Here is a 19,605-nt window from a genome sequence, read left to right as displayed (position 1 = left end):
TCGATAAGGGCGGCGGGTTGGATGGGAACTGCGTTGCAGCATTGTCGTCGTCTCTATTGTCTCTATTGTCGTGCGTGCGCCCGAGCCTGCTCCCGGCGGCCGCGAGCGTGGGCCGTGCGGCCGGGCGAGAGCATATCAATCGCGCGGGGCTTCAGGCAAGGCTTGCACGCGCGGGGCCGCTCGCGTGATCCGGCGCGGGCGCGCGCCAAGGCAGTAGCCTCCGCCGTACACCGCACGCAGCACGAGACCGTGCTCGCCGCGCAGACCGAGGCGATTGCGCAGGAGATAGACGTGCTGTTCGATGCTGCGCGCGGCGGCGGCTTCGTCGCTGCGCCAGATCAGCGACGCGATGCGGGCACGGCTCACGCGCATGTCCGGCGCCGAGAACAGCAGCCACGCGAGTGCAAACTCGCGCGCCGTGAGCTCGACTTCGATGCCGTTCACCGCAACGGTGTCGCGGCCCCGGTCGAGCTGGTAGGCGCCGACTTCCAGCAGGTCGTCGCTGCGGGCCGCGTTGGCTGAGGCGCGTCGGTGGAGCGTCGTGGCCAGGCGGATCTGCAACTCGGCCACGTCGACGGGGAACGGCAGCACGTCGTCGCACCCGGCGCGAAACGACAGGTCGAGCATCCACGAGGGTGTGCCGAAACCGATGACCGGCGCACCGGCACTGCGCGTGCCCCGACGGCGGGCGAGTACGCCCTGCAAGTCCAGAGGGCCGAGCGCCGCATCGACGAGCACCGCCGAATACGGAATGCGCGAGGCAGCCACAAGATACTGGGCGGCGTCGTCGAATCGCTGACAGTCGCCGTCGGCGCTGAGGCGGTTGCGAATGGCGTCGTAGAGCCCGATGTCTGACGTTAGAACTGCAAACTTCACTTCATGCTCCTATTGCCGAACTCGAATTCGTTGTTTCATGCATCTGGCGCGCCCGAAAGAGAAATTGTCGGGTTTCGCGTTGTCATGCTTAAAACACTTCAGTCCGCCAAAAGAAACTTGAGGATTTTGCATCGACCTGTTGAAAGCCTATCGTAATTGATAGGGGTGCTAGTTGACGGATTCTGATAATCCTGCGCCCAACTTTGGTGCGACCTTGCGTTCGCCGCGTCAGTCGTCGAGCAGCGCGATCATGCGCTGCTTCGTGTAGTCGACGAACGCCTGCGCGAGTCGCGACGGCGGGTGCTGCGTCGAGGTGACGAGCGAGAAGCCCGACATGACCACAGGCTCGAAGGGTTTGACGATGACGCGTCCGGCGGCGTAGCGCGCCGTGACCTGATCGATGATCGCCACGCCCGCCCCATGCTGCACCAGCACGCAGATGGCTGCCGACAACTGCGACTCCGCGCTCATCACCCGGTCGATCTGCCGCTCCGCGAAGAGCCGGTCGATGTACATCCGGTTATCGAATTCCTTCGGGTAGGAGATGAACGACTCGCCGCTCAGATCCTCTGGGCGGATCACGTCGCGGTCCGCAAGCCGATGACCGAGCGGCAGGATGCACCGCATCGGGGCGCGATGCAGCGTTTCTACATCCACGCCCGCATGCGTGAGGGGGTGCGCGATGAAACCGACGTCGCAGCGTCGGCCCACCACCATATCGACCACGATGCTCGACGCATGAATCAGCAGCGTCGTGCTGATGCCCGGATGCTCCCGCATGAAGCCGGTCAGCGTCGTCGGCAGGAACTCCAGTGCGAGCGCGGGCGCTCCGGCGATGTGCAGCGAGCCGCGCCGTAACGACTTGATCTGCTCTGCCGTCTGCGCAATGCGGTCGATGCCCGCAAACGAGCGCTCCACCTCTTCGAACAGGACCATCGCCTCGGGCGTCGGATTGAGCCGACCGTTGCTTCTGTCGAATAAGGAAAACCCTACGTCGGCTTCCAGATCGTTGATCAGGCGCGTGACCGCCGGCTGCGAAATGTGAAGCATGTCCGCCGCGCGGGTGACCGTCTGGCGCAGGATCAGCGCACGAAATGCCTCCAACTGCCGGATCTTCATCGAAGCCTCGTCTCCCTGCGCCATAACATTTGCGTATGGCGGAGCAAAAAAATGTGATTTGACCCTGCGTGTGTCGAAAATGACCCTACGAAAACCACGCAATAGTTTGATTTTTTTTCGTAATGCCGGGCCATAACATCACATAACACTGCATCACGCAAGGAGCTTCCCGATGAAGACTGTCGTTCCCCAAACGTTTCGCAAGCTAGGTCGCACCGCTGTCGTTTGCGCTGCTGCCGGTCTCGTTTTTGGCGCTACCGCTGCGCACGCCGACACCACGCTGTACGTCGGCGCCTATGGCGGGTCGTTCGAGCAGATGCTCAAGAAAGACGTCATTCCTGGCTTCGAACGGGCCAATCCGGGCACCAAGGTAGTGATCGTGCCGGGTGATTCGACGACGACGCTCGCGAAGCTTCAGGCGCAAAAGGGCAAGGCCGGTATGGACGTGGTCTTCCTCGATGACGGTCCGATGTATCAGGCCATTCAGATGGGCTTCTGCGGCAAGCTTGCCGACGCGCCGGTCTATCAGGATCTGTACGACATCGCGAAGTTCAAGAACGGTAACGCCGTGGCGGCCGGGCTGATCGCCACGGGTATCGCCTACAACACGCGTCTGTTCCAGGCCAAGGGCTGGCCGGCACCGACGTCGTGGAAGGAACTGTCGGACCCGAAGTACAAGGGCAAGCTCGTGATGCCGAGCATCAAGAACACCTACGGTCTGCATGCCTTGCTCGTCGAGTCGAAGCTCAACGGCGGCAGCGACGCGAACATCGATCCGGGCTTCAAGGAGATGGAGAAGATCGCGCCGAACGTGCTGTCGTTCGATCCGTCGCCGGGCAAGATCGCCGAGCTGTTCCAGGCCGATGAAGTCGCGATCGCCGTGTGGGGCAATGGCCGCGTGCAGGCGCTGCGTCAGCAGGGCATTCCGGTCGAATTCGTCTATCCGAAGGAAGGCGCAGTCGCGCTCGGCATGGGCATGTGTGCAGTCGACAAGTCGGCCAACGACGCGCTCGCCCAGAAGTTCATCCAGATGATCCTCTCGCCGCAGACGCAGGCCGTGCTGGCGGAAAGCCAGGGCGTCGCACCGTCGAACAAGAAGACGCAACTGTCGATGGCCGTGGCCGCACGTGTGCCGTCGCCGGCGCAGATCGACAAGCTCGTGCGTGTCGACTGGGACGTGGTGAACGCCAAGCGCGCCGACTGGACGCAGCGCTGGAATCGCCAGATCGAGCGTTGAGTCGTTGGTTGAGCCTTCATTTGAGCGTCCGTTGGAGAACACAAGCGTCATGAGCACCCGCACCCCCACGAGCACACCCGCGACGACTCCCTATCTGCGCGTCGAACAACTCGGCAAACGCTTCGGCGACACCGTCGCCGTCGAGGGCGTCGATCTCTCGATCGCGCAGGGCGAGTTCATCTCCCTGCTGGGGCCGTCCGGCTGCGGCAAGACGACCACGTTGCAGATGATTGCCGGCTTCGTGACACCGACGTCCGGCCGGATTCTGCTCGAAGGCCGCGATCTGACGCCGGTGCCGCCGGAAAAGCGCGGGCTCGGGATCGTCTTCCAGAGCTACGCGCTGTTTCCGCACATGACCGTGGCGCAGAACGTGGCGTTCGGTCTGGACATGCGGCGCGTCGATCCCGGCGAGAAGCAACGCCGGGTGAAGGACGCGCTGGAGCTGGTGCACCTCGGCCAGCACGCACAACGCTATCCGCGCGAACTCTCGGGCGGGCAGCGTCAGCGTGTGGCACTGGCGCGCGCGATGGTCATCGCGCCGCCGGTCCTGTTGCTCGACGAACCGCTCTCGAACCTCGACGCGAAGCTGCGCGAACAGATGCAGGACGAGTTGCGCGCGATTCAGCGCAAGGTCGGCACGACCACCATCATGGTCACGCACGATCAGGCCGAAGCGCTCGCCATCAGCGACCGGGTGGTGTTGCTCAACGCCGGGCGTGTGGTGCGCATCGATACGCCGCACGACGTGTACGAAGACCCGCGCGCCACGTTTGCGGCGAGCTTCATCGGGCAGACCAATCTCATCACCGGTCAGCTCGACGTGCGCGGCGGTGTGGCGTTGCTCGAAGTGCAGGGGCTGCGGCTGGTGCTGTCGCCTGCGCAGGCGGGGCTCGCGTCGGCGGAGGCAGCCAATGCGTCCAATGCTGCCGTCACGTTCTGTCTGCGTCCTGAGCGAATCCGGCTGACGTCGGCCGCTGCCGGGCGCGTGCCGGGGCGGGTCGCACAGCGCAGCTTCCACGGCAATCACTGGTTGCTCACCGTGTCGACCGCGCTGGGCGATTTGCGCGTACTCGTGTCGAACGACGGCGTGGTCGCCGCCAACGACGGCGATGCCGTCGGGCTCGACTGGGCCGACGACGCCCTGCGTCTGGTACAGGAGAGCGCATGAACGCCGCGACGTCCACGCCACCCGGCGCGAGCGCCGTGCAAGCGGTGAAGCCGTCGACGGCGGTCTCCCCGGAGATCGCCAGCCAGCGCCGTGCCGCCTGGACGCTGGTCATGCCGGCCACGCTGTATTTCCTCGTCTTGCTCGCCGTTCCGCTCGTCCTGACCTTCGTGCTGAGCCTGCATGGCTTCGATCCGAATTCGGGCGGCATTTTGCCGACGGTGTCGTTGCAGCATTACCTCGACATCGTCACGGACAGCTACTTCTACGAGATCTTCCTGCGCACGTTGCTGTTGTCGGTCGGCGTCACGCTGCTGTGCGTGCTCGTCGGCGTGCCGGAGGCGTATTTCCTGTTCCGCATGCGTGACCCGTGGCGCTCGCTGTGCCTGGTGCTCGTGCTCGGCCCTCTGCTGATTTCGGTCGTCGTTCGCACGCTCGGCTGGTCGATCCTGCTCGGCCGTGAAGGGCTCATCAATACGGTGCTCACGAAGCTCGGTCTCATCGATCATCCGTTGCAGATGCTGTTCACGATGGGCGCAGTCACGGTGGCGCTGGTGCATGTGCTGGTGCCGCTGATGGTGCTCTCGGTGTGGACGTCGCTCACGCGGCTCGACCCGGCTGTGGCTCATGCCGCACGCTCGCTCGGTGCGGGGCGCGCGACGGTGATGTGGCGAGTGGTGTTGCCGCAGATCACGCCGGGCATTCTTTCGGGCAGCCTGATCGTGTTCGCCTTGACGGCAAGTGCGTTTGCCACGCCGGCACTGATCGGTGGCCGTCGTCTGAAGGTCGTGGCGACCACGGCGTACGACGAATTCCTCGGCACGCTGAACTGGCCGCTGGGCGCGGCGATCGCCATCGTGCTGCTGATCGTCAACGTGCTCATCATCAGCGGTTACAACCGCGCACTCGAGAAGCGCTTTACGCGCCGTCTCGGCTGACGGGAGGCCCTCACATGTCTTCGCAAGATTCTCAGTACGATCGCAACGGCTTCGGCGCGCTCGTGTTCCATGGGGTGTTTCTCGTCTTCATCCTCGCGCCGCTGGTCGTCGTGTGCCTGGTGGCCTTCACGCCGGACAACTTCCTCTCGATTCCAACGCAGCACTTCTCGCTGCGCTGGTTCAAGTCGCTCATGGGCGATGAGGACTTCCAGTCGGCATTGCGCACCAGCCTCTGGCTGGGTGTGATGTCCGCCACGGTGTCGACGGTGCTGGCCGTGCCTACCGCGATGGGGCTCGCGCGCTATCGCTTTCCGGGGCGTGACGCGATCAACTCGTTCCTGCTCTCGCCGCTGATGATTCCGCCGGTGGTGCTGGGTATCGCCTTCCTGCGGCTGTTCACGCTGCTCGACATGGGCGGCTCGTTCGAAAGTCTGGTCGCCTGTCACGCGTTGCTCATCTTCCCGTATGCCTTGCGTCTGATCATGGCGGCGCTCGTCGGTCAGGCGGATGAAGGCGAACGGGCGGCGCGCTCGCTCGGCGCGGGGCGCTGGACGACCTTCCGCCGGATCACGCTGCCGGCGATCCTGCCGGGCGTGGCGGGCGGCTGGGTGCTGGCGTTCATCAACAGTTTCGACGAACTCACGGCGACGATCTTCGTGACCTCGCCCGAGACGATCACGCTGCCGGTGCGCATCTACATGAACATGAGCGAGACGGTAGACCCGAGCGTGGCGGCGATTTCGACGCTGCTCATCGGCCTGACGCTCGCCGTGATGCTGGTGCTCGATCGCATCTACGGATTGAACAAAGTTCTGGTTGGAAATCACTAAAACATGCAAAAGACATACGATATCGCCGTCATCGGCGGTGGCCTCGTCGGCATGGCGATTGCCTACGGGCTCGCCAAGCGCGGACAACGCGTCGTCGTTTGCGATGGCGAAGACAACTCGCTGCGAGCCGCTCGCGGCAACTTCGGGTTGGTCTGGGTGCAGGGCAAGGGAGGCACCTGCACCAACTATGCACGCTGGTCGCTGCACTCGGCGAACACGTGGCAGGGCATGGCCGATGAGCTGTTTGCACGTACCGGTGTGGACGTCGGCTTTCAACGGCCGGGCGGCTTCAACATCGCGCAGACCGCCGAGGAGCTTGCTGTGAAGGTCGAGAGCATGCGCAAGCTCAAGGAAGCCGAGCCTGCGCTCGTCTATGAAGTGCTCGATCACGATGCACTCGCCGAGCGTCTGCCGGCCATCGGCCCTGACGTGCACGGCGCGATCTATTCCCCTAACGACGGCCACGTGAGCCCGCTGTACACGCTGCGCGCGCTGTTCGCCGCATTCGAGCAGGCGGGCGGCGAGTATGCGCCCAACGGCCGTGTGACCGACATCCGTCATCTGGGCAATGCCTTTCGCGTCAGCATGGGCGACGTGTCGTTCGAAGCCGGCCGCGTGGTACTTGCCGCCGGGCTGGGCAATCGCGATCTCGCACCGATGGTCGGCCTCAATGCCCCCGTCAAGCCGCTGCGCGGGCAGATTCTCGTGACCGAGCGTGTCAAACCGTTTCTCGACTATCCGACCATCTATGTGCGTCAGACCGTTGAAGGCTCCGTCATGCTCGGCGACTCGGCCGAAGACGTGGGCTTTAACGATGGCGTGACGCCGGACGTACTCGCCGACATCGCGCGGCGCGGCATTGCACCGTTCCCCATTCTCAAGAATGTGCGCGTGGTGCGCGCGTGGGGCGCGTTGCGCGTGATGACCGCCGACGGTCTGCCGATCTACGAGGAATCGGAAGCCTGTCCGGGCGCGTTCCTCGCGACCTGCCACAGCGGCGTGACGCTCGCCGCTGCGCATTGTGAAACCATCGCGCCGTGGATTCTCGGCGCCGAACGCCCCGCGCTTCTGGATCATTTCTATGCCAAACGTTTCGCTGCTTAAGTCGCTGGCGCGCAAGGATGGCGCGACGGTGCGGATGTTTATCGAAGGGACGCCGGTCGATGTGCCGACGGACATGAACGTGGCGGCAGCCTTGCTCTTCGCAGGCGTGACGGCATGCCGCACGACGCCCGTGACCGGCAGCGATCGCGCGCCGTTTTGCATGATGGGCGTGTGTTTCGACTGTCTCGTGGAGATCGACGGGGTGCCGAACCGGCAGGGGTGCATGACGCCCGTGCGCGAGGGAATGCAGGTACGTCGCATGGATGGCGCAAGGAGTCTGGCATGAGCACGAAACACGTGGATTTGTTGGTCGTCGGCGCCGGACCTGCGGGACTGGCGGCGGCGCTCGAAGCGAAGCGCCATGGACTGGAGCCGCTGGTCGTCGATGAAAACGCGCTGCCCGGCGGTCAGATTTACCGCAGCGTGAGCCGCTCGCCGCTCGCTGATCCGGGCGTGCTCGGGCCGGATTATCTGCGCGGACGTGCGCTCGTCGACGCGTTCACCGAGGCGAACATCGCCTACTGGCCGCAAACGCTCGCCTGGCAGATCGGCACGGACAAGCGTGTCTCGGTCACCCGCCAGAGCGCAGGCGGCGGCACGCTGCAAATCGAAGCGGGCGCGATCGTGCTCGCGAGCGGCGCACAGGAGCGTCCGTTCCCGATTCCGGGATGGACGTTGCCCGGCGTGATGGGGGTCGGGGCGGCGCAGACGTTGCTCAAGGCCTCGGCGCTGGTGCCGGATACCCCGGCCGTGCTGGCGGGCTGCGGCCCGTTGCTCTATCTGTTTGCGTGGCAGCTCATCAATGCCGGCGTGCCGGTGCGGGCGATTCTCGACACGGCCGAGGCGAGCGCGCGCCGCGAAGCGCTGCGTCACGCAGGCGGCGCCTTGCGCGCGCCGTCTTATCTGCTCAAGGGCTTCAAGTTGCTGAGCACGATTCGCGCGGCAGGCGTACAGCACGTCAAGCACGTGTCGTCGTTGCGCGTGCTCGGCAAAGCGCAGGCAGAAGCCATCGAATATGTCGTGGACGGCAAGACGCAGCGCATCGATACGGCCCTGGTGTTGCTGCATCAGGGCGTAATTCCCAATACGCAGGTCACGCGCTCGATCGGTTGCGATCACGAGTGGGACGAGGCACAGCTGTGCTGGCGTCCGAAGACCGATAGCTGGGGCGAGACCAGTGTCCCGGGAATCTTCGTCGCAGGCGACGGCGCGGGCATCGGCGGGGCATTGGCGGCGGAGCCGTCAGGGCGTCTCGCCGCCGCTCAGGCCGCCGCGAAGCTGGGCAGGCTCGATGCCGCCAAGCGCGACTCGCGGGCGTTGTCGCTGCGTCGCGAACTGGCCTCGCATACGTCGATCCGTCCGTTCCTCGACGCGCTGTATCGACCGGCCGACGGCTTTCGCGCGCCGGCTGACGACAGCACCATCGTGTGCCGCTGCGAAGAGGTCACGGCAGGCGACGTGCGCCGCATGGCCGGTCTGGGGTGCGTCGGACCGAACCAGACGAAGACCTTCTCGCGCTGTGGCATGGGCCCGTGTCAGGGCCGGTTCTGCGGCATGACCGTGGCCGAATTGCTCGCGCAGGCGCAAGACTGCCCGGTGCCGGAAGTCGGCTACTACCGCATCCGTCCGCCGATCAAGCCGGTCACGCTGGGTGAGCTGGCGTCGGCGATCGAAGCGCCCGAATTCCTGAGTGAACGCGCAGGTTTCCCCAAGTAGGTGAGACGGCAAACGCCTGTCATCTACTCTTTTTATTCCTTTTGGAGACGTGGTAATGAGCGATATTCAACGTCATCACACGAATGCACGGATGAGCCGTGTGGTGGTGCATAACGGAACGGTCTACATCGGTGGCCAGACCGCCGACGACCGTAGTCAGGACATCACGGGTCAGACGCAGCAGGTGCTGGCGAAGATCGACGGCTATCTGAAGGACGCCGGCATCGACAAGTCGCGACTGTTGTCTGCACAAGTGTGGCTCAAGAATATCGAGTCGGACTTCGCCGGGATGAACGCCGTGTGGGACGCCTGGACGAGCCCGGGCAACACCCCGACGCGCGCGACGGTCGAGTCGAAGCTGGCCGCGCCGGACCTGCTCGTCGAAATCGCCGTGATCGCTGCGGCGAAATAATCGGTCGCGCATCGGCAGTACGCAAGACCCTGGGCCCGCAGATTGACTGCGGGCCTTTTTCATCGGGCGCAGCCGCATCGTGGCGCGATCACCGCCCGAACTCGATGAAAGGGTCAACGCACTGGTGAATTTAATGATTCCAATGAGCGTCGCGATGTACGGCTGGAAGTCAGCGAGCGCAGGCATAATGCGCGAGCCGGTACATTATCGGTAGCAAGTCGGCACATTTATCTCATTTTTCGAGCGAATTCGGCACGAACTACCGTGTAGCCGCCGAAAGCTCAGGCGACATGACGGATCCATCGACAGACCAGCCCACGCGTACTCAGGCCCAGAAGGCGCGAGACTTCTCGCGCCATGTGCTGGGGCTGCGCAGTCTGGGATGTGTCCTGAGCGCTATCGCGGTATTCACGGCCATCCAGCGTGCCGGTGCGTCGCACGTCGGCTATGGGATCTGGGCGCTCAACGCGTTTCTCTGGCCTGCGTTCGCCCACGTCATCGCCATGGCGTCGCCCGATCCGGTCAAGGCCGAGCGGCGCAATCTGTTGTGCGATTCAGCCTTCGGCGGCGGCTGGGTGGTCGCCATGCAGTTCAGCGGTGTGCCATCTGCCGTTCTGGTGTCGGTGCTCCTCATGCACAACGCGTCCATTGGCGGGTACCGGATGTTGCGCGACGGCCTTCTGGCACTGATCGTCGGTGCGCTGCTGACCGGCACCGTGCTCGGCTTCACGGTGCAGACCAGCATTGAGCTCCGGGAGTTGGTCGCGAGTCTGCCGCTGCTGCTGATCTACCCGACGCTTGTCGGACTCGCGAGTTTTCGTCTGGCGAAGCGCTTGTCGAAAAGCGAGCGCACGCTGCGCCGCATCAGCGATCAGGACGATCTGACGTCGCTGCTCAACCGCCGATCCTGGATGCGTGCGCTCACGAGCTGCTTTGCGGACAAGCGACTGGGACGCACGGGCACCGCGAGCATCGCACTCATCGATATCGACGGTTTCAAGGAAATCAACGACCTGCACGGCCATCTTCAGGGCGACTCGCTGATCCGGATTCTGTCGGATGTCCTCTCGACCGAACTGGGCAGTCATGACGTCATCGGTCGATATGGCGGTGACGAATTCTGCGTACTGTTCGACGGGCAATCCGCCGAAAAGGCACGCCGCAAGCTGGAGAAGGTCTGCGCTGTGTTTTCGGATGCGACACAAGGGCTCGACGCGTCACGCAATGTGACGCTGAGCGTCGGGGTGGCGAACTACACGGTGAATCTTGTGTCACCGACGTCGTGGCTGGCCATGGCCGATCACGCGTTGTACACCGCCAAGCGCTCGGGGAAGGACCGGATCGTCATTGCCGATATCGACGGTGGTTTCGAAGGCGTGGTGCTCCGCTGACAGCGGTGCCGTGCCGGGACACCGCGATTGACCCCGTCAAGCGGGGAGCACGACGACGGCATGCCGACGCCGTTCCTCGCCCCATCTGCGTGTTCACCTGAGGGCAACTTTCGAATCCGGTCGTGGTGCTTTTGATTGACGGATCACGAGTCGTAGTGATTCGGAAGTTTCTGTAACTCTTGTCGCGTGTTCTTCCGCATCATGAAGCCTCGCCCCGTGGGGGCTTTTCTTCAGAGGAGGCATGGAATGACTGCGACACGTGTGGACTACCAGCGCTGGATCTCGCTCAGACAGCGGGTGCCCGCTAACGAGTACCCGGTGCATCCGCTTCCCGAGAAACTACCGCGCCGCGGCTACGTCGTCTGGTTCTACTTTCGGAACGAGTTCTTCGGTTCGCAGTACGACCCAAAGTTGAATATCTATGTGAGCGATCACGTCAAGAATCCGTGGGAAGCGGCCTTTCTCGAAACGAAGACCGAGGCGCTGGACATCGCGCGACGCATGATTTGTCCCTGTCTGGTGCTGTTTGCCGCCGGCCCGCTCGGCCCGGTGACCGCTGTGGCCTGAGGGTTGAGGCTTGAGCGTTGAGGCCTGACAGGCAGCAGGGCAGGCGGTCGATGCGCCGACGCCCGCCCTCAACGCGCGTCATTCACGCAGGTCTTTCTGGCCTTTGACGCGAACGCGAGCGACTGGCAACACCGACGGCCCTACGCCGCCGCACCACGCGCCAGTCGCTGTGCCAGCGCCGCTTTCACCTCGGGCCATTCGTCGTCGATGATGCTGAATCGCACCGAATTCCGCTTGCGGCCATCCGGCATGATGCGTTCATGCCGGACAATGCCTTCCTGTTTCGCGCCGATGCGCAAAATCGCGGCGCGCGATTTCTCGTTGAGCTCATCCGTCGTGAATTGCACGCGCACGCAACGCATCGTCTCGAACGCGTAGGTCAGCAGCAAGGACTTGGCCTCGGTGTTGATGCTGGAGCGCTGTGCCGACGCACTGACCCATGTGTGCCCGATTTCCTGCTTACGGTTCACAAGGTCCACTTTCCAGAATCGGGTGTGGCCGACGACCTTGCCGGTGGCCGTGGAGACGATAACGAAGGGGATGACGGTGCCGTCGTCGCGGCCCTTCAACGCCTTGTCGATGTAGGCGTCGACGGTGTCGGCGTTCGGCACGACCGTCACTTTCAGATTCCAGAGTTCACCATCTGCTGCGGCTGCGACGAGGTCCGGCGCGTGATGCCGTTCGAGGGGACGGAGTTCGACGCTGCTGCCGAGCAGCGTGGGCCGGAAATCGACGGCCGGGGAGGCAAGGGTGGACATGGGACGGGCGGTTGGGGTGATGAGGCCTACATGCCGAATTCGCGTAGGCCTTCGAGATCGAGAATCGTCAACACCCCGTAGTCTACCTTCACCAGCCCGGCCTGCTCCAGCACCTTGAGCGCGAGGTTCACGCGTTGCCGCGACACGCCGGCGAGATAGCTCAGCTCCTCCTGCGAAATCTGTACAGTGTTGTCGTCCGACGGATAAAGGTTCGGATTGAACATGGACGACAGCGAGCGTGCCACGCGGGCGTCCGTATCGAGCAGACGTTCGTGTTCGACCGCCGCGATGAACTGTCCCAATCGCTCATTGAGTTGCAGCGTGAGAAAGCGATTGAACGGGATGCTGGTGTCGAGCAGCCAGTCGAACGTTGCGATCGGCATATGCGCGAGGACCGAATCGCGCAACGCCATCACGTCGTATTTGCGAATCTCGTGCTTGAGCACGGACCCTTCGCCGAACCACGCCCCGGCCGGCACGCCGGTAAAGGTCACGGACTTGCCGCTCGCCGAGGCCGTCGTAATCTTCACGAGCCCTTCGATCACGCCGAACCAGGCGTGCGTCGGGTCGCCCTTGCGGCACACGTAACCGCCGTTTTCGACCGGGCGCACCTGGATTTCCGCCATCACGCGCGCGCGTTGTTCCGGTGTCAGTCCTTGCGCCCACACGCTGCGCTGCAACAAGCTTTCGAGCGACATATAGGGACTTTCCCTTGATTGTCATCCTGGTGACAAACCCGCCGTGAGCCATGCGGTATCTTGGCCCTGCCTGGTAAGCGAGACAAGCATTCATGGCGCTCTGAAACGGCGCCGAAACACAAGTATAGAAGCTGAAATTTACCCGGCATATCGGTAGTCGCCGTAGTCGCTTGTTGATGGCATTTGCTTTAGCTCTGTATGCGCTGTACGCGCTGTATGGCATTCCAAATCAAAAAATAGCGTCGGACGAAGACGCTGCGAGCCACAAGTCGCGTGCCGCAAGCACGCGAGCCGACCGAGCCACGCCACTCCCCCTCGACCGACGTCGAAATGTGGCGAGACACAGGAGACTGGCATGCAGGAGCGGACTACCTTCCCGCGATTGTTGCTGGCGCATGCCGCGACACGGGGCGCCCGCACGGCGTATCGGGAAAAGGATCTCGGGATCTGGCAAAGCTGGAGCTGGCAGGAGGCTGCGCAGGAAGTGCGCATGCTCGCCTGTGCGCTCGCGGCTGCCGGGTTCAAACGGGGTGACAATCTGGCCATCGTCGGTAACAACCGCGTACGACTGTACTGGGCGATGACGGCCGCGCAGGCGCTCGGCGGTGTCGCCGTGCCGCTGTATCAGGACGCCGTTGCCGCTGAAATGGCGCACGTGCTCGAAGACGCGGAGATCGACTTCGTCATCGTCGAAGATCAGGAGCAGGTCGACAAGATGCTGGAGCTGCGCGAGCAGGTGTCGCGGCTGTCGCACATCATCTTCGAAGATCCGCGCGGTCTGCGTAACTACCACGCCGCGGGCTTGCAGTCGTACGATGCCGCCCTGGAGCAGGGGCGCACGTTCGACGCGAAGCATCCGCGGTATTTCGACGACGCCGTAGCCGGTGTGGACCCCGACGATACGGCCACCATCCTCTACACCTCAGGCACGACGGGCAAACCCAAAGGCGTGTGCCACTCTCACGCGGGGCTGATCGGCGCGGCGTATCACGGCAGCACCTTCGACCGGCTCGGCCCGGGCGACGAAGTGCTGTCCTATCTGCCGATGGCCTGGGTCGGCGACCACCTCTTTTCCTACGCACAGGCGCTCGTGGCGGGCTTCACCGTGAACTGCCCCGAATCGCCCGACACGATTTCGACGGATATGCGCGAAATCGGCCCCACCTACTACTTCGCGCCGCCGCGTGTGTACGAGAACGTGCTCACACAGGTCATGATCCGCATGGAGGACGCGAGTCGTCTCAAGCGCAAGATGTTCGCGCACTTCATGAACGTGGCGAACCGCTGTGGCGCCGCCGTGCTCGACGGCCGGCCCGTGCCGGTGTTCGACCGGCTGCAATATGCGCTCGGCAATCTGTTCGTGTACGGCCCGCTGCGCAACACGCTCGGCATGAGCCGCATCCGCACGGCGTACACCGCAGGCGAAGCCATCGGCCCGGACCTGTTCCGTTTCTATCGCGCCATCGGCATCAACCTGAAGCAGTTCTACGGGCAGACCGAGACGTGTGCTTACGTCTGCCTGCAACCGGATCGTCAGGTGCGCTTCGACAGCGTAGGGCCGGTCGCACCGGGCATGGAGATCAAGATCGCCGAGAACGGCGAGGTGCTCGTGCGCGGTGTGGGGCTGCTCAAGGAGTATTACAAGCGCCCGGACGCCACCCGCGAAGCGCTCGACGAAGCGGGCTACTTCCGCACGGGCGACGCCGGCATCATCGACGCCGACGGGCATCTGCGCATCATCGACCGTGCCAAGGACGTCGGCAAACTCGCCTGCGGATCGCTGTTCGCGCCCAAGTACATCGAGAACAAGCTCAAGTTCTTCTCCTACATCAAGGAAGCGGTGGCGTTTGGCGACGGCCGCGACGGTGTCTGCGCGTTCATCAACATCGACATGGACGCGGTCGGCAACTGGGCCGAGCGGCAGAACCTCGCCTATGCCGGCTACCTCGATCTCGCCAGCAACCCGCTCGTGGCGGATCTGATCCTCGGTTGCATCGAGCAAGTCAATGCCGATCTCGCGAAGGAATCGGCCTTTGCCGCCGCGCAGATTCAGCGCTTTGTGATTCTGCACAAGGAGCTGGACCCGGACGACGACGAACTCACGCGCACGCGCAAAGTGCGGCGCGCGTACATCGCGCAGAAGTATGACGTGCTGATCGACGCGTTCTACACGGGTAAGGCGTCGCAGTTCATCGAGACGCGGGTTAAATTCGAGGACGGACGCGAGGGCAGCGTGAGCGCCACGCTGACGATTCATCCGGCGCGCGTGGTCGGGGTGCGAGCCCCGGTCGACGACCCTGCGCCTGCGACATTGCGCTGTGCGGCCTGAGATGCACGGATTCACGACACTCGTGCGCGTCGTGAATCCCCTGGCCGCAGCGTTTGCGCCGACCCCGCACTGACTTCAGCCCGGCATTGCCGCAGGAGACGGTATGAGTGAGCCCCGCAAGACTGGCGATGTTTTACTCGATTTGCAGCACATCAGTTTGTCCTTCGGCGGCGTGAAGGCGTTGACGGACATTTCGTTCAACGTGATGGCGCACGAGATCCGCGCCATCATCGGCCCCAACGGCGCCGGCAAGAGTTCGATGCTCAACGTCATCAATGGCGTCTATCACCCGCAGCAGGGGACCATCGTCTTTCGCGGCGAAGTTCGTCAGCGCATGCATCCCACGGCTGCGGCGCGGCAGGGGGTGGCGCGCACGTTCCAGAACATTGCGCTGTTCAAGGGCATGTCCGTGCTCGACAACATCATGACGGGACGCAACACCCGCATGCGTGCCGGACTGCTCGCCAGCGCGATCTGGTGGGGCAAGGCGCGGCAGGAGGAAATGGCCAATCGCGCGAAGGTCGAAGCGATCATCGATTTCCTCGAAATCCAGCACATCCGCAAGACGCCGGTCGGCCGGTTGCCGTATGGCCTGCAAAAGCGCGTTGAACTCGCGCGCGCACTGGCTGCCGAGCCCGAGCTGCTGCTGCTCGACGAGCCCATGGCCGGCATGAACCTCGAAGAGAAGCGCGACATGTGCCGCTTCATCCTGGAAGTGAACGAGGAGTTCGGTACGACGATCGTGCTGATCGAGCACGACATGGGGGTGGTGATGGACATCTCCGATCGCGTGGTGGTGCTCGATTACGGCAAGAAGATCGGCGACGGCACACCGGCGGAAGTGCGCGCCGACCCTGAGGTCATTCGCGCGTATCTCGGGGCGTCGCATGGCATGCCGGCGGCCGCCTGACGGTAGACCGCAGAGCGTTGATGCAGCCTCACGGCCGTTGACGACGCATAGGTAACCTGGAGACATCGATGCAGTTCTTTTTCGAAATCCTGATCGGCGGTCTGCTCTCGGGCGTGATGTATTCGCTCGTGGCGCTGGGCTTCGTGCTGATTTTCAAGGCGTCCGGGGTCTTCAACTTCGCGCAGGGCGCGATGGTGTACTTCGCGGCATTGTCGGTCGTCGGTCTCATGGAGAGTGGCCTGCCGCTGTGGGCGGCCGCCATTGGGGCGTTCGTCGTCATGGTGCTCATGAGCATGGCCACGGAACGCTTCGTGTTGCGCAAGCTCGTGAACCAGTCGCCCATCACGCTGTTCATGGCGACGATCGGCCTGTCGTTCTTCCTCGAAGGCCTCGCGCCGCTGCTGTGGGGCAACGAGGTGCGTCCGCTGTCGCTGGGCATCGTGGACGAGCCCATCGCCTCGATCATGGACTCGACCGGCGTGCTGGTGAGCAGCTTCGACCTCGCGGCCGCCGGTATCGCCGCCGTGCTGGTCGCGCTGCTCGCGTTGTTCTTCAAGGCGACGAGCATCGGCCGAGCGTTGCGCGCGGTGGCCGACGACCATCAGGCGGCGCTCTCGCTGGGCATTCCGTTGCAGCGCATCTGGGTCGTGGTGTGGAGCGTGTCGGGCTTCGTCGCGCTGGTGGCGGGCATGCTGTGGGGTTCGCGTAACGGCGTGCAGTTTGCGCTCACGATGACGGCGCTCAAGGCGCTGCCCGTGCTGATTCTCGGCGGCTTCACGTCGATTCCGGGCGCCATCGTCGGCGGGCTGATCATCGGCGCGGCGGAGAAGCTCGCGGAGATTTACGTGCCGCAGTTGCTGCAAGCCCAGTTCGGTGGAAATTTCGGCGGTATCGAGGGCTGGTTCCCGTACGTGTTCGCGCTGCTGTTCCTGCTGGTACGCCCGGAAGGGCTGTTCGGCGAGCGGCACATCGACCGCGTCTGAGCGGTGAGCGATCCATCCGGAATGTCCGCGTAAGCATTCATTGCAGAGGCCACACATGTTCTATCGCGAAGCTGGGCAGTTCAAGACGTCATACGTTGCCGACAGCCAGATTTTCCCGATCCGGCAGGACCGCATCGCCGTGAGCGCCGTGCTCGTGGTGGCGTTCGGGGTGCTGCCATGGATTGCCTCCGAATACTGGCTCACCGCCATCCTCGTGCCGTTTCTCGTGTTCTCGCTCGCCGCGCTTGGCCTGAATCTGCTGACGGGCTACGCGGGGCAGTTGTCGCTCGGCACGGCGGCATTCATGGCTGTTGGCGCGTACGCGTCGTACAACTTCCAGTTGCGCATCGAGGGCATGCCGATTCTGGCGTCGTTCGCGCTGGGTGGCGTGTGCGCCGCGCTCGTCGGCATAGCGTTCGGGCTGCCGTCCCTGCGCATCAAGGGCTTCTATCTGGCGGTCGCGACGTTGGCCGCGCAGTTCTTCGTGCTGTGGGTGCTGACGAAATTTCCCTGGCTGTCGAACAACAGTTCGTCGGGCGTAATTACGGCGCAGAAGATCTCCGTGTTCGGCGTGGATGTCGACACGCCCGTGCGCAAGTACCTGTTCGTGCTGGGCGTGGTGACGGTCATGGCGCTGATCGCCAAGAATCTCGTGCGCTCGCACATTGGTCGCGCCTGGATGGCCGTGCGCGACATGGACGTCGCTGCCGAAGTGATCGGCATTCCGCTCATGCGCGTGAAGCTGCTCGCGTTCGCGGTGAGTTCGTTCTACTGCGGTGTGGCGGGCGCACTGTACGCGTACTGCTATCTCGGCTCCGTCGAGCCGGACGGCTTTTCGCTCGACCTGTCGTTCCGCATTCTGTTCATGATCATCATCGGTGGCGTGGGCAGCATTCTCGGCAGCTTTCTGGGCGCGGCGTTCATTCTGCTGCTGCCGATCCTGCTCGACAGCACCTTGCCGACGATCGCTACCTTCCTGCATCTGCCGTTCACCAACGCCACGGTTTCGCACATCCAGATGATGGTGTTCGGCGGTCTCATCATCTTCTTTCTGATTGTCGAGCCGCATGGGCTGGCGCGGCTGTGGCAGATCGCCAAGGAGAAGCTTCGCATCTGGCCCTTCCCGCATTGAGGTTCGCCAAGCCGGCACGTATTCACGTATTGCCGGTGCAAGTTCGGTCATACACAAAACCACAGATGGAGACACAGCATGAACACGAAACAGTTGACGACATCGTTGGGCCTGGCGCTGGCGCTCGGCACGGGGGCGATGGGAGTGGCAGGGACGTCGTTCGCGCAGTCGAACGAGCAGTTCATCGCGCTGGCGGACTATCGCGTCGGCCCGTATGGCGCCAACGGCCAGTCGTTCTATGGCGGGTTCATCGACTATCTGCAATACGTCAACCTCAAGAACGGCGGGGTGAACGGCGTCAAGCTCACGTGGGAAGAGTGCGAGACCGAGTACAACAACGCCAAGGGCGTGGAGTGCTATGAGCGTCTCAAGGGCAAGAACCCGGTGACGAAAGGTACCGCCTATCACGTGATGGCGACGGGCATTTCGTACGCGCTGATCGACAAGACGGCCACCGATCAGGTGCCGCTCGTGATGATGGGCTACGGGCGCACCGACGCCGTAGACGGCACCGTGTTCCCGTGGGCGTTCCCGCTGGTGACGACGTACCAGATGCAGGCGTCGGCCATCATCAAGTTCCTCGCCGACAAGAACGGCGGATCGCTCAATGGCAAGAAGATCGTGTTCCTGTACCACGACTCGGCGTACGGCAAGGAGCCGATCGTCGCCATGCAGGCCGAATCGAAGATTCACAAGTTCAACCTGATCGAGATTCCGGTGGCGCACCCGGGTAACGAGCAGGGCGCGCAGTGGCTGCGGATTCGTCAGGAGAACCCCGACTACGTGGTGTTCTGGGGTTGGGGGGTGATGAACCAGACGGCGCTCAAGGCGGCCCAGAAGGTCGGCTATCCGCGCGAGAAGATCGTCGGTAGCTGGTGGGCTGGCTCGGAGGAAGACACGATCCCGGCCGGTCCGGCGGCCAAGGGCTACATGAGTGCGACGTGGAACGTGGCGGGCAAACAGGTGCCGCTCATCGCCGACATCGAAAAGGTCGTGTACGGCGCGGGCAAGGGGAATATGCAGGACCCGTCGAAGGTCGGTTCGGTCCTGTACAACCGTGGCGTGTCGGCGGCCGTAGCGACGGTCGAGGCGCTCAATACCGCACAGAACAAGTTCGGTAAAGGCAAGGTCTCCACGCCGGTGCAGGTGCGCTGGGCGCTCGAAAACCTGAACATCGACGCTGCCCGTCTCAAGGCGCTCGGCGCGACGGGCCTGCTGCCGGACATCAAGACGAGCTGCGAGGACCACGAAGGCTCGGGCAAGGTGCGCATTCAGCAATGGGACGGCGCCAAGTGGGTCATGGTGTCCGACTGGATCGAGGGCAATCGTCGTCTGATCCACCCGTTGTTCGAAGCGTCGGCCAAGCAATACGCCAAGGAAAAGGGCATGACGCCCGCCTGCTTCAAGGGGTAAGGACGGGCAGAGCCGTTAGGCAAGGCC

General features: G+C 63.6%; 19 protein-coding genes. 15 read left to right on the top strand and 4 right to left on the bottom strand.

Annotation, left to right across the window (positions count from 1 at the left end; translation table 11 throughout):
- Positions 1 to 135 precede the first annotated feature (135 nt).
- Both A9762_RS06885 and A9762_RS06880 read right to left on the bottom strand, forming a co-directional pair.
- Positions 136 to 876, bottom strand: coding sequence for a response regulator transcription factor (locus A9762_RS06885; RefSeq protein ID WP_069341293.1), 741 nt, complete (start codon positions 874 to 876; stop codon positions 136 to 138).
- A gap of 228 nt (positions 877 to 1,104) precedes the next feature.
- Entirely contained in the window at positions 1,105 to 1,995 is an 891-nt protein-coding gene (locus A9762_RS06880; RefSeq protein WP_240493466.1) for a LysR substrate-binding domain-containing protein, read from the bottom strand.
- Positions 1,996 to 2,167: 172 nt separating this feature from the next.
- Here A9762_RS06880 and A9762_RS06875 point away from each other — a divergent pair, with 172 nt between their 5' ends.
- From A9762_RS06875 to A9762_RS06830, 10 genes are all read left to right on the top strand, one after another.
- Positions 2,168 to 3,232 carry an ABC transporter substrate-binding protein gene (locus A9762_RS06875; protein ID WP_069341291.1) on the top strand — a complete coding sequence of 355 codons (1,065 nt, stop codon included), beginning with the start codon at positions 2,168 to 2,170 and terminating at the stop codon, positions 3,230 to 3,232.
- A gap of 49 nt (positions 3,233 to 3,281) precedes the next feature.
- The gene (locus A9762_RS06870) at positions 3,282 to 4,400 is read left to right on the top strand and encodes an ABC transporter ATP-binding protein (RefSeq protein ID WP_069341290.1); all 1,119 of its coding nucleotides are present in this window, start codon (positions 3,282 to 3,284) and stop codon (positions 4,398 to 4,400) included.
- The gene (locus A9762_RS06865) at positions 4,397 to 5,335 is read left to right on the top strand and encodes an ABC transporter permease (protein WP_083253697.1); all 939 of its coding nucleotides are present in this window, start codon (positions 4,397 to 4,399) and stop codon (positions 5,333 to 5,335) included. The genes A9762_RS06870 and A9762_RS06865 overlap by 4 nt, the downstream gene beginning before the upstream one ends.
- 14 nt (positions 5,336 to 5,349) lie before the next feature.
- Positions 5,350 to 6,165 (top strand): ABC transporter permease, encoded by an 816-nt coding sequence (locus A9762_RS06860; RefSeq protein ID WP_069341289.1) that lies wholly within the window; start codon positions 5,350 to 5,352, stop codon positions 6,163 to 6,165.
- Positions 6,166 to 6,168: 3 nt separating this feature from the next.
- A complete protein-coding gene (locus A9762_RS06855) occupies positions 6,169 to 7,269 on the top strand; it encodes an FAD-binding oxidoreductase (protein ID WP_069341288.1) in 1,101 nt (366 codons plus the stop codon).
- Positions 7,247 to 7,555 (top strand): (2Fe-2S)-binding protein, encoded by a 309-nt coding sequence (locus A9762_RS06850; RefSeq protein ID WP_069341287.1) that lies wholly within the window; start codon positions 7,247 to 7,249, stop codon positions 7,553 to 7,555. Before A9762_RS06855 ends, A9762_RS06850 begins: the two co-directional genes overlap by 23 nt.
- Positions 7,552 to 8,985, top strand: a complete 1,434-nt coding sequence (locus tag A9762_RS06845; protein WP_069341286.1) for an NAD(P)/FAD-dependent oxidoreductase — start codon at positions 7,552 to 7,554, stop codon at positions 8,983 to 8,985. The genes A9762_RS06850 and A9762_RS06845 overlap by 4 nt, the downstream gene beginning before the upstream one ends.
- Before the next feature lie 55 nt (positions 8,986 to 9,040).
- Complete coding sequence (locus A9762_RS06840; RefSeq protein WP_069341285.1) at positions 9,041 to 9,397, top strand: RidA family protein; 357 nt, start codon at positions 9,041 to 9,043, stop codon at positions 9,395 to 9,397.
- 290 nt (positions 9,398 to 9,687) lie between these two features.
- A complete protein-coding gene (locus A9762_RS06835; protein ID WP_069341284.1) occupies positions 9,688 to 10,788 on the top strand; it encodes a diguanylate cyclase in 1,101 nt (366 codons plus the stop codon).
- A 246-nt stretch (positions 10,789 to 11,034) separates the two neighbouring features.
- The gene (locus A9762_RS06830; protein WP_069341283.1) at positions 11,035 to 11,355 is read left to right on the top strand and encodes a hypothetical protein; all 321 of its coding nucleotides are present in this window, start codon (positions 11,035 to 11,037) and stop codon (positions 11,353 to 11,355) included.
- Positions 11,356 to 11,495: 140 nt separating this feature from the next.
- On the opposite strand, the gene A9762_RS06825 is transcribed toward A9762_RS06830, so the two are convergent.
- Positions 11,496 to 12,113, bottom strand: coding sequence for a GNAT family N-acetyltransferase (locus A9762_RS06825; protein WP_069341282.1), 618 nt, complete (start codon positions 12,111 to 12,113; stop codon positions 11,496 to 11,498).
- 26 nt (positions 12,114 to 12,139) lie between these two features.
- A complete protein-coding gene (locus A9762_RS06820) occupies positions 12,140 to 12,811 on the bottom strand; it encodes a Crp/Fnr family transcriptional regulator (RefSeq protein WP_069341281.1) in 672 nt (223 codons plus the stop codon).
- A gap of 355 nt (positions 12,812 to 13,166) precedes the next feature.
- On the opposite strand from A9762_RS06820, the gene A9762_RS06815 reads away from it, so the two are divergent.
- From A9762_RS06815 to A9762_RS06795, 5 genes are all read left to right on the top strand, one after another.
- A complete protein-coding gene (locus A9762_RS06815; protein ID WP_069341280.1) occupies positions 13,167 to 15,140 on the top strand; it encodes a long-chain fatty acid--CoA ligase in 1,974 nt (657 codons plus the stop codon).
- A 103-nt stretch (positions 15,141 to 15,243) separates the two neighbouring features.
- Positions 15,244 to 16,050: an ABC transporter ATP-binding protein gene (locus A9762_RS06810; RefSeq protein WP_069341279.1), complete on the top strand. Its 807-nt coding sequence runs from the start codon at positions 15,244 to 15,246 to the stop codon at positions 16,048 to 16,050.
- A gap of 68 nt (positions 16,051 to 16,118) precedes the next feature.
- Complete coding sequence (locus A9762_RS06805) at positions 16,119 to 17,033, top strand: branched-chain amino acid ABC transporter permease (RefSeq protein WP_069341278.1); 915 nt, start codon at positions 16,119 to 16,121, stop codon at positions 17,031 to 17,033.
- Positions 17,034 to 17,088: 55 nt separating this feature from the next.
- Positions 17,089 to 18,165: a branched-chain amino acid ABC transporter permease gene (locus A9762_RS06800; RefSeq protein WP_069341277.1), complete on the top strand. Its 1,077-nt coding sequence runs from the start codon at positions 17,089 to 17,091 to the stop codon at positions 18,163 to 18,165.
- A gap of 138 nt (positions 18,166 to 18,303) precedes the next feature.
- Positions 18,304 to 19,578, top strand: a complete 1,275-nt coding sequence (locus A9762_RS06795; RefSeq protein ID WP_240493470.1) for an ABC transporter substrate-binding protein — start codon at positions 18,304 to 18,306, stop codon at positions 19,576 to 19,578.
- The last annotated feature ends 27 nt before the right edge of the window (positions 19,579 to 19,605 follow it).

The sequence above is a fragment of the Pandoraea sp. ISTKB genome, assembly GCF_001721285.1.
In the GTDB taxonomy this organism is placed as follows: Bacteria; Pseudomonadota; Gammaproteobacteria; order Burkholderiales; family Burkholderiaceae; genus Pandoraea; species Pandoraea capi.
This window is presented reverse-complemented; position numbering and strand designations above follow the sequence as displayed.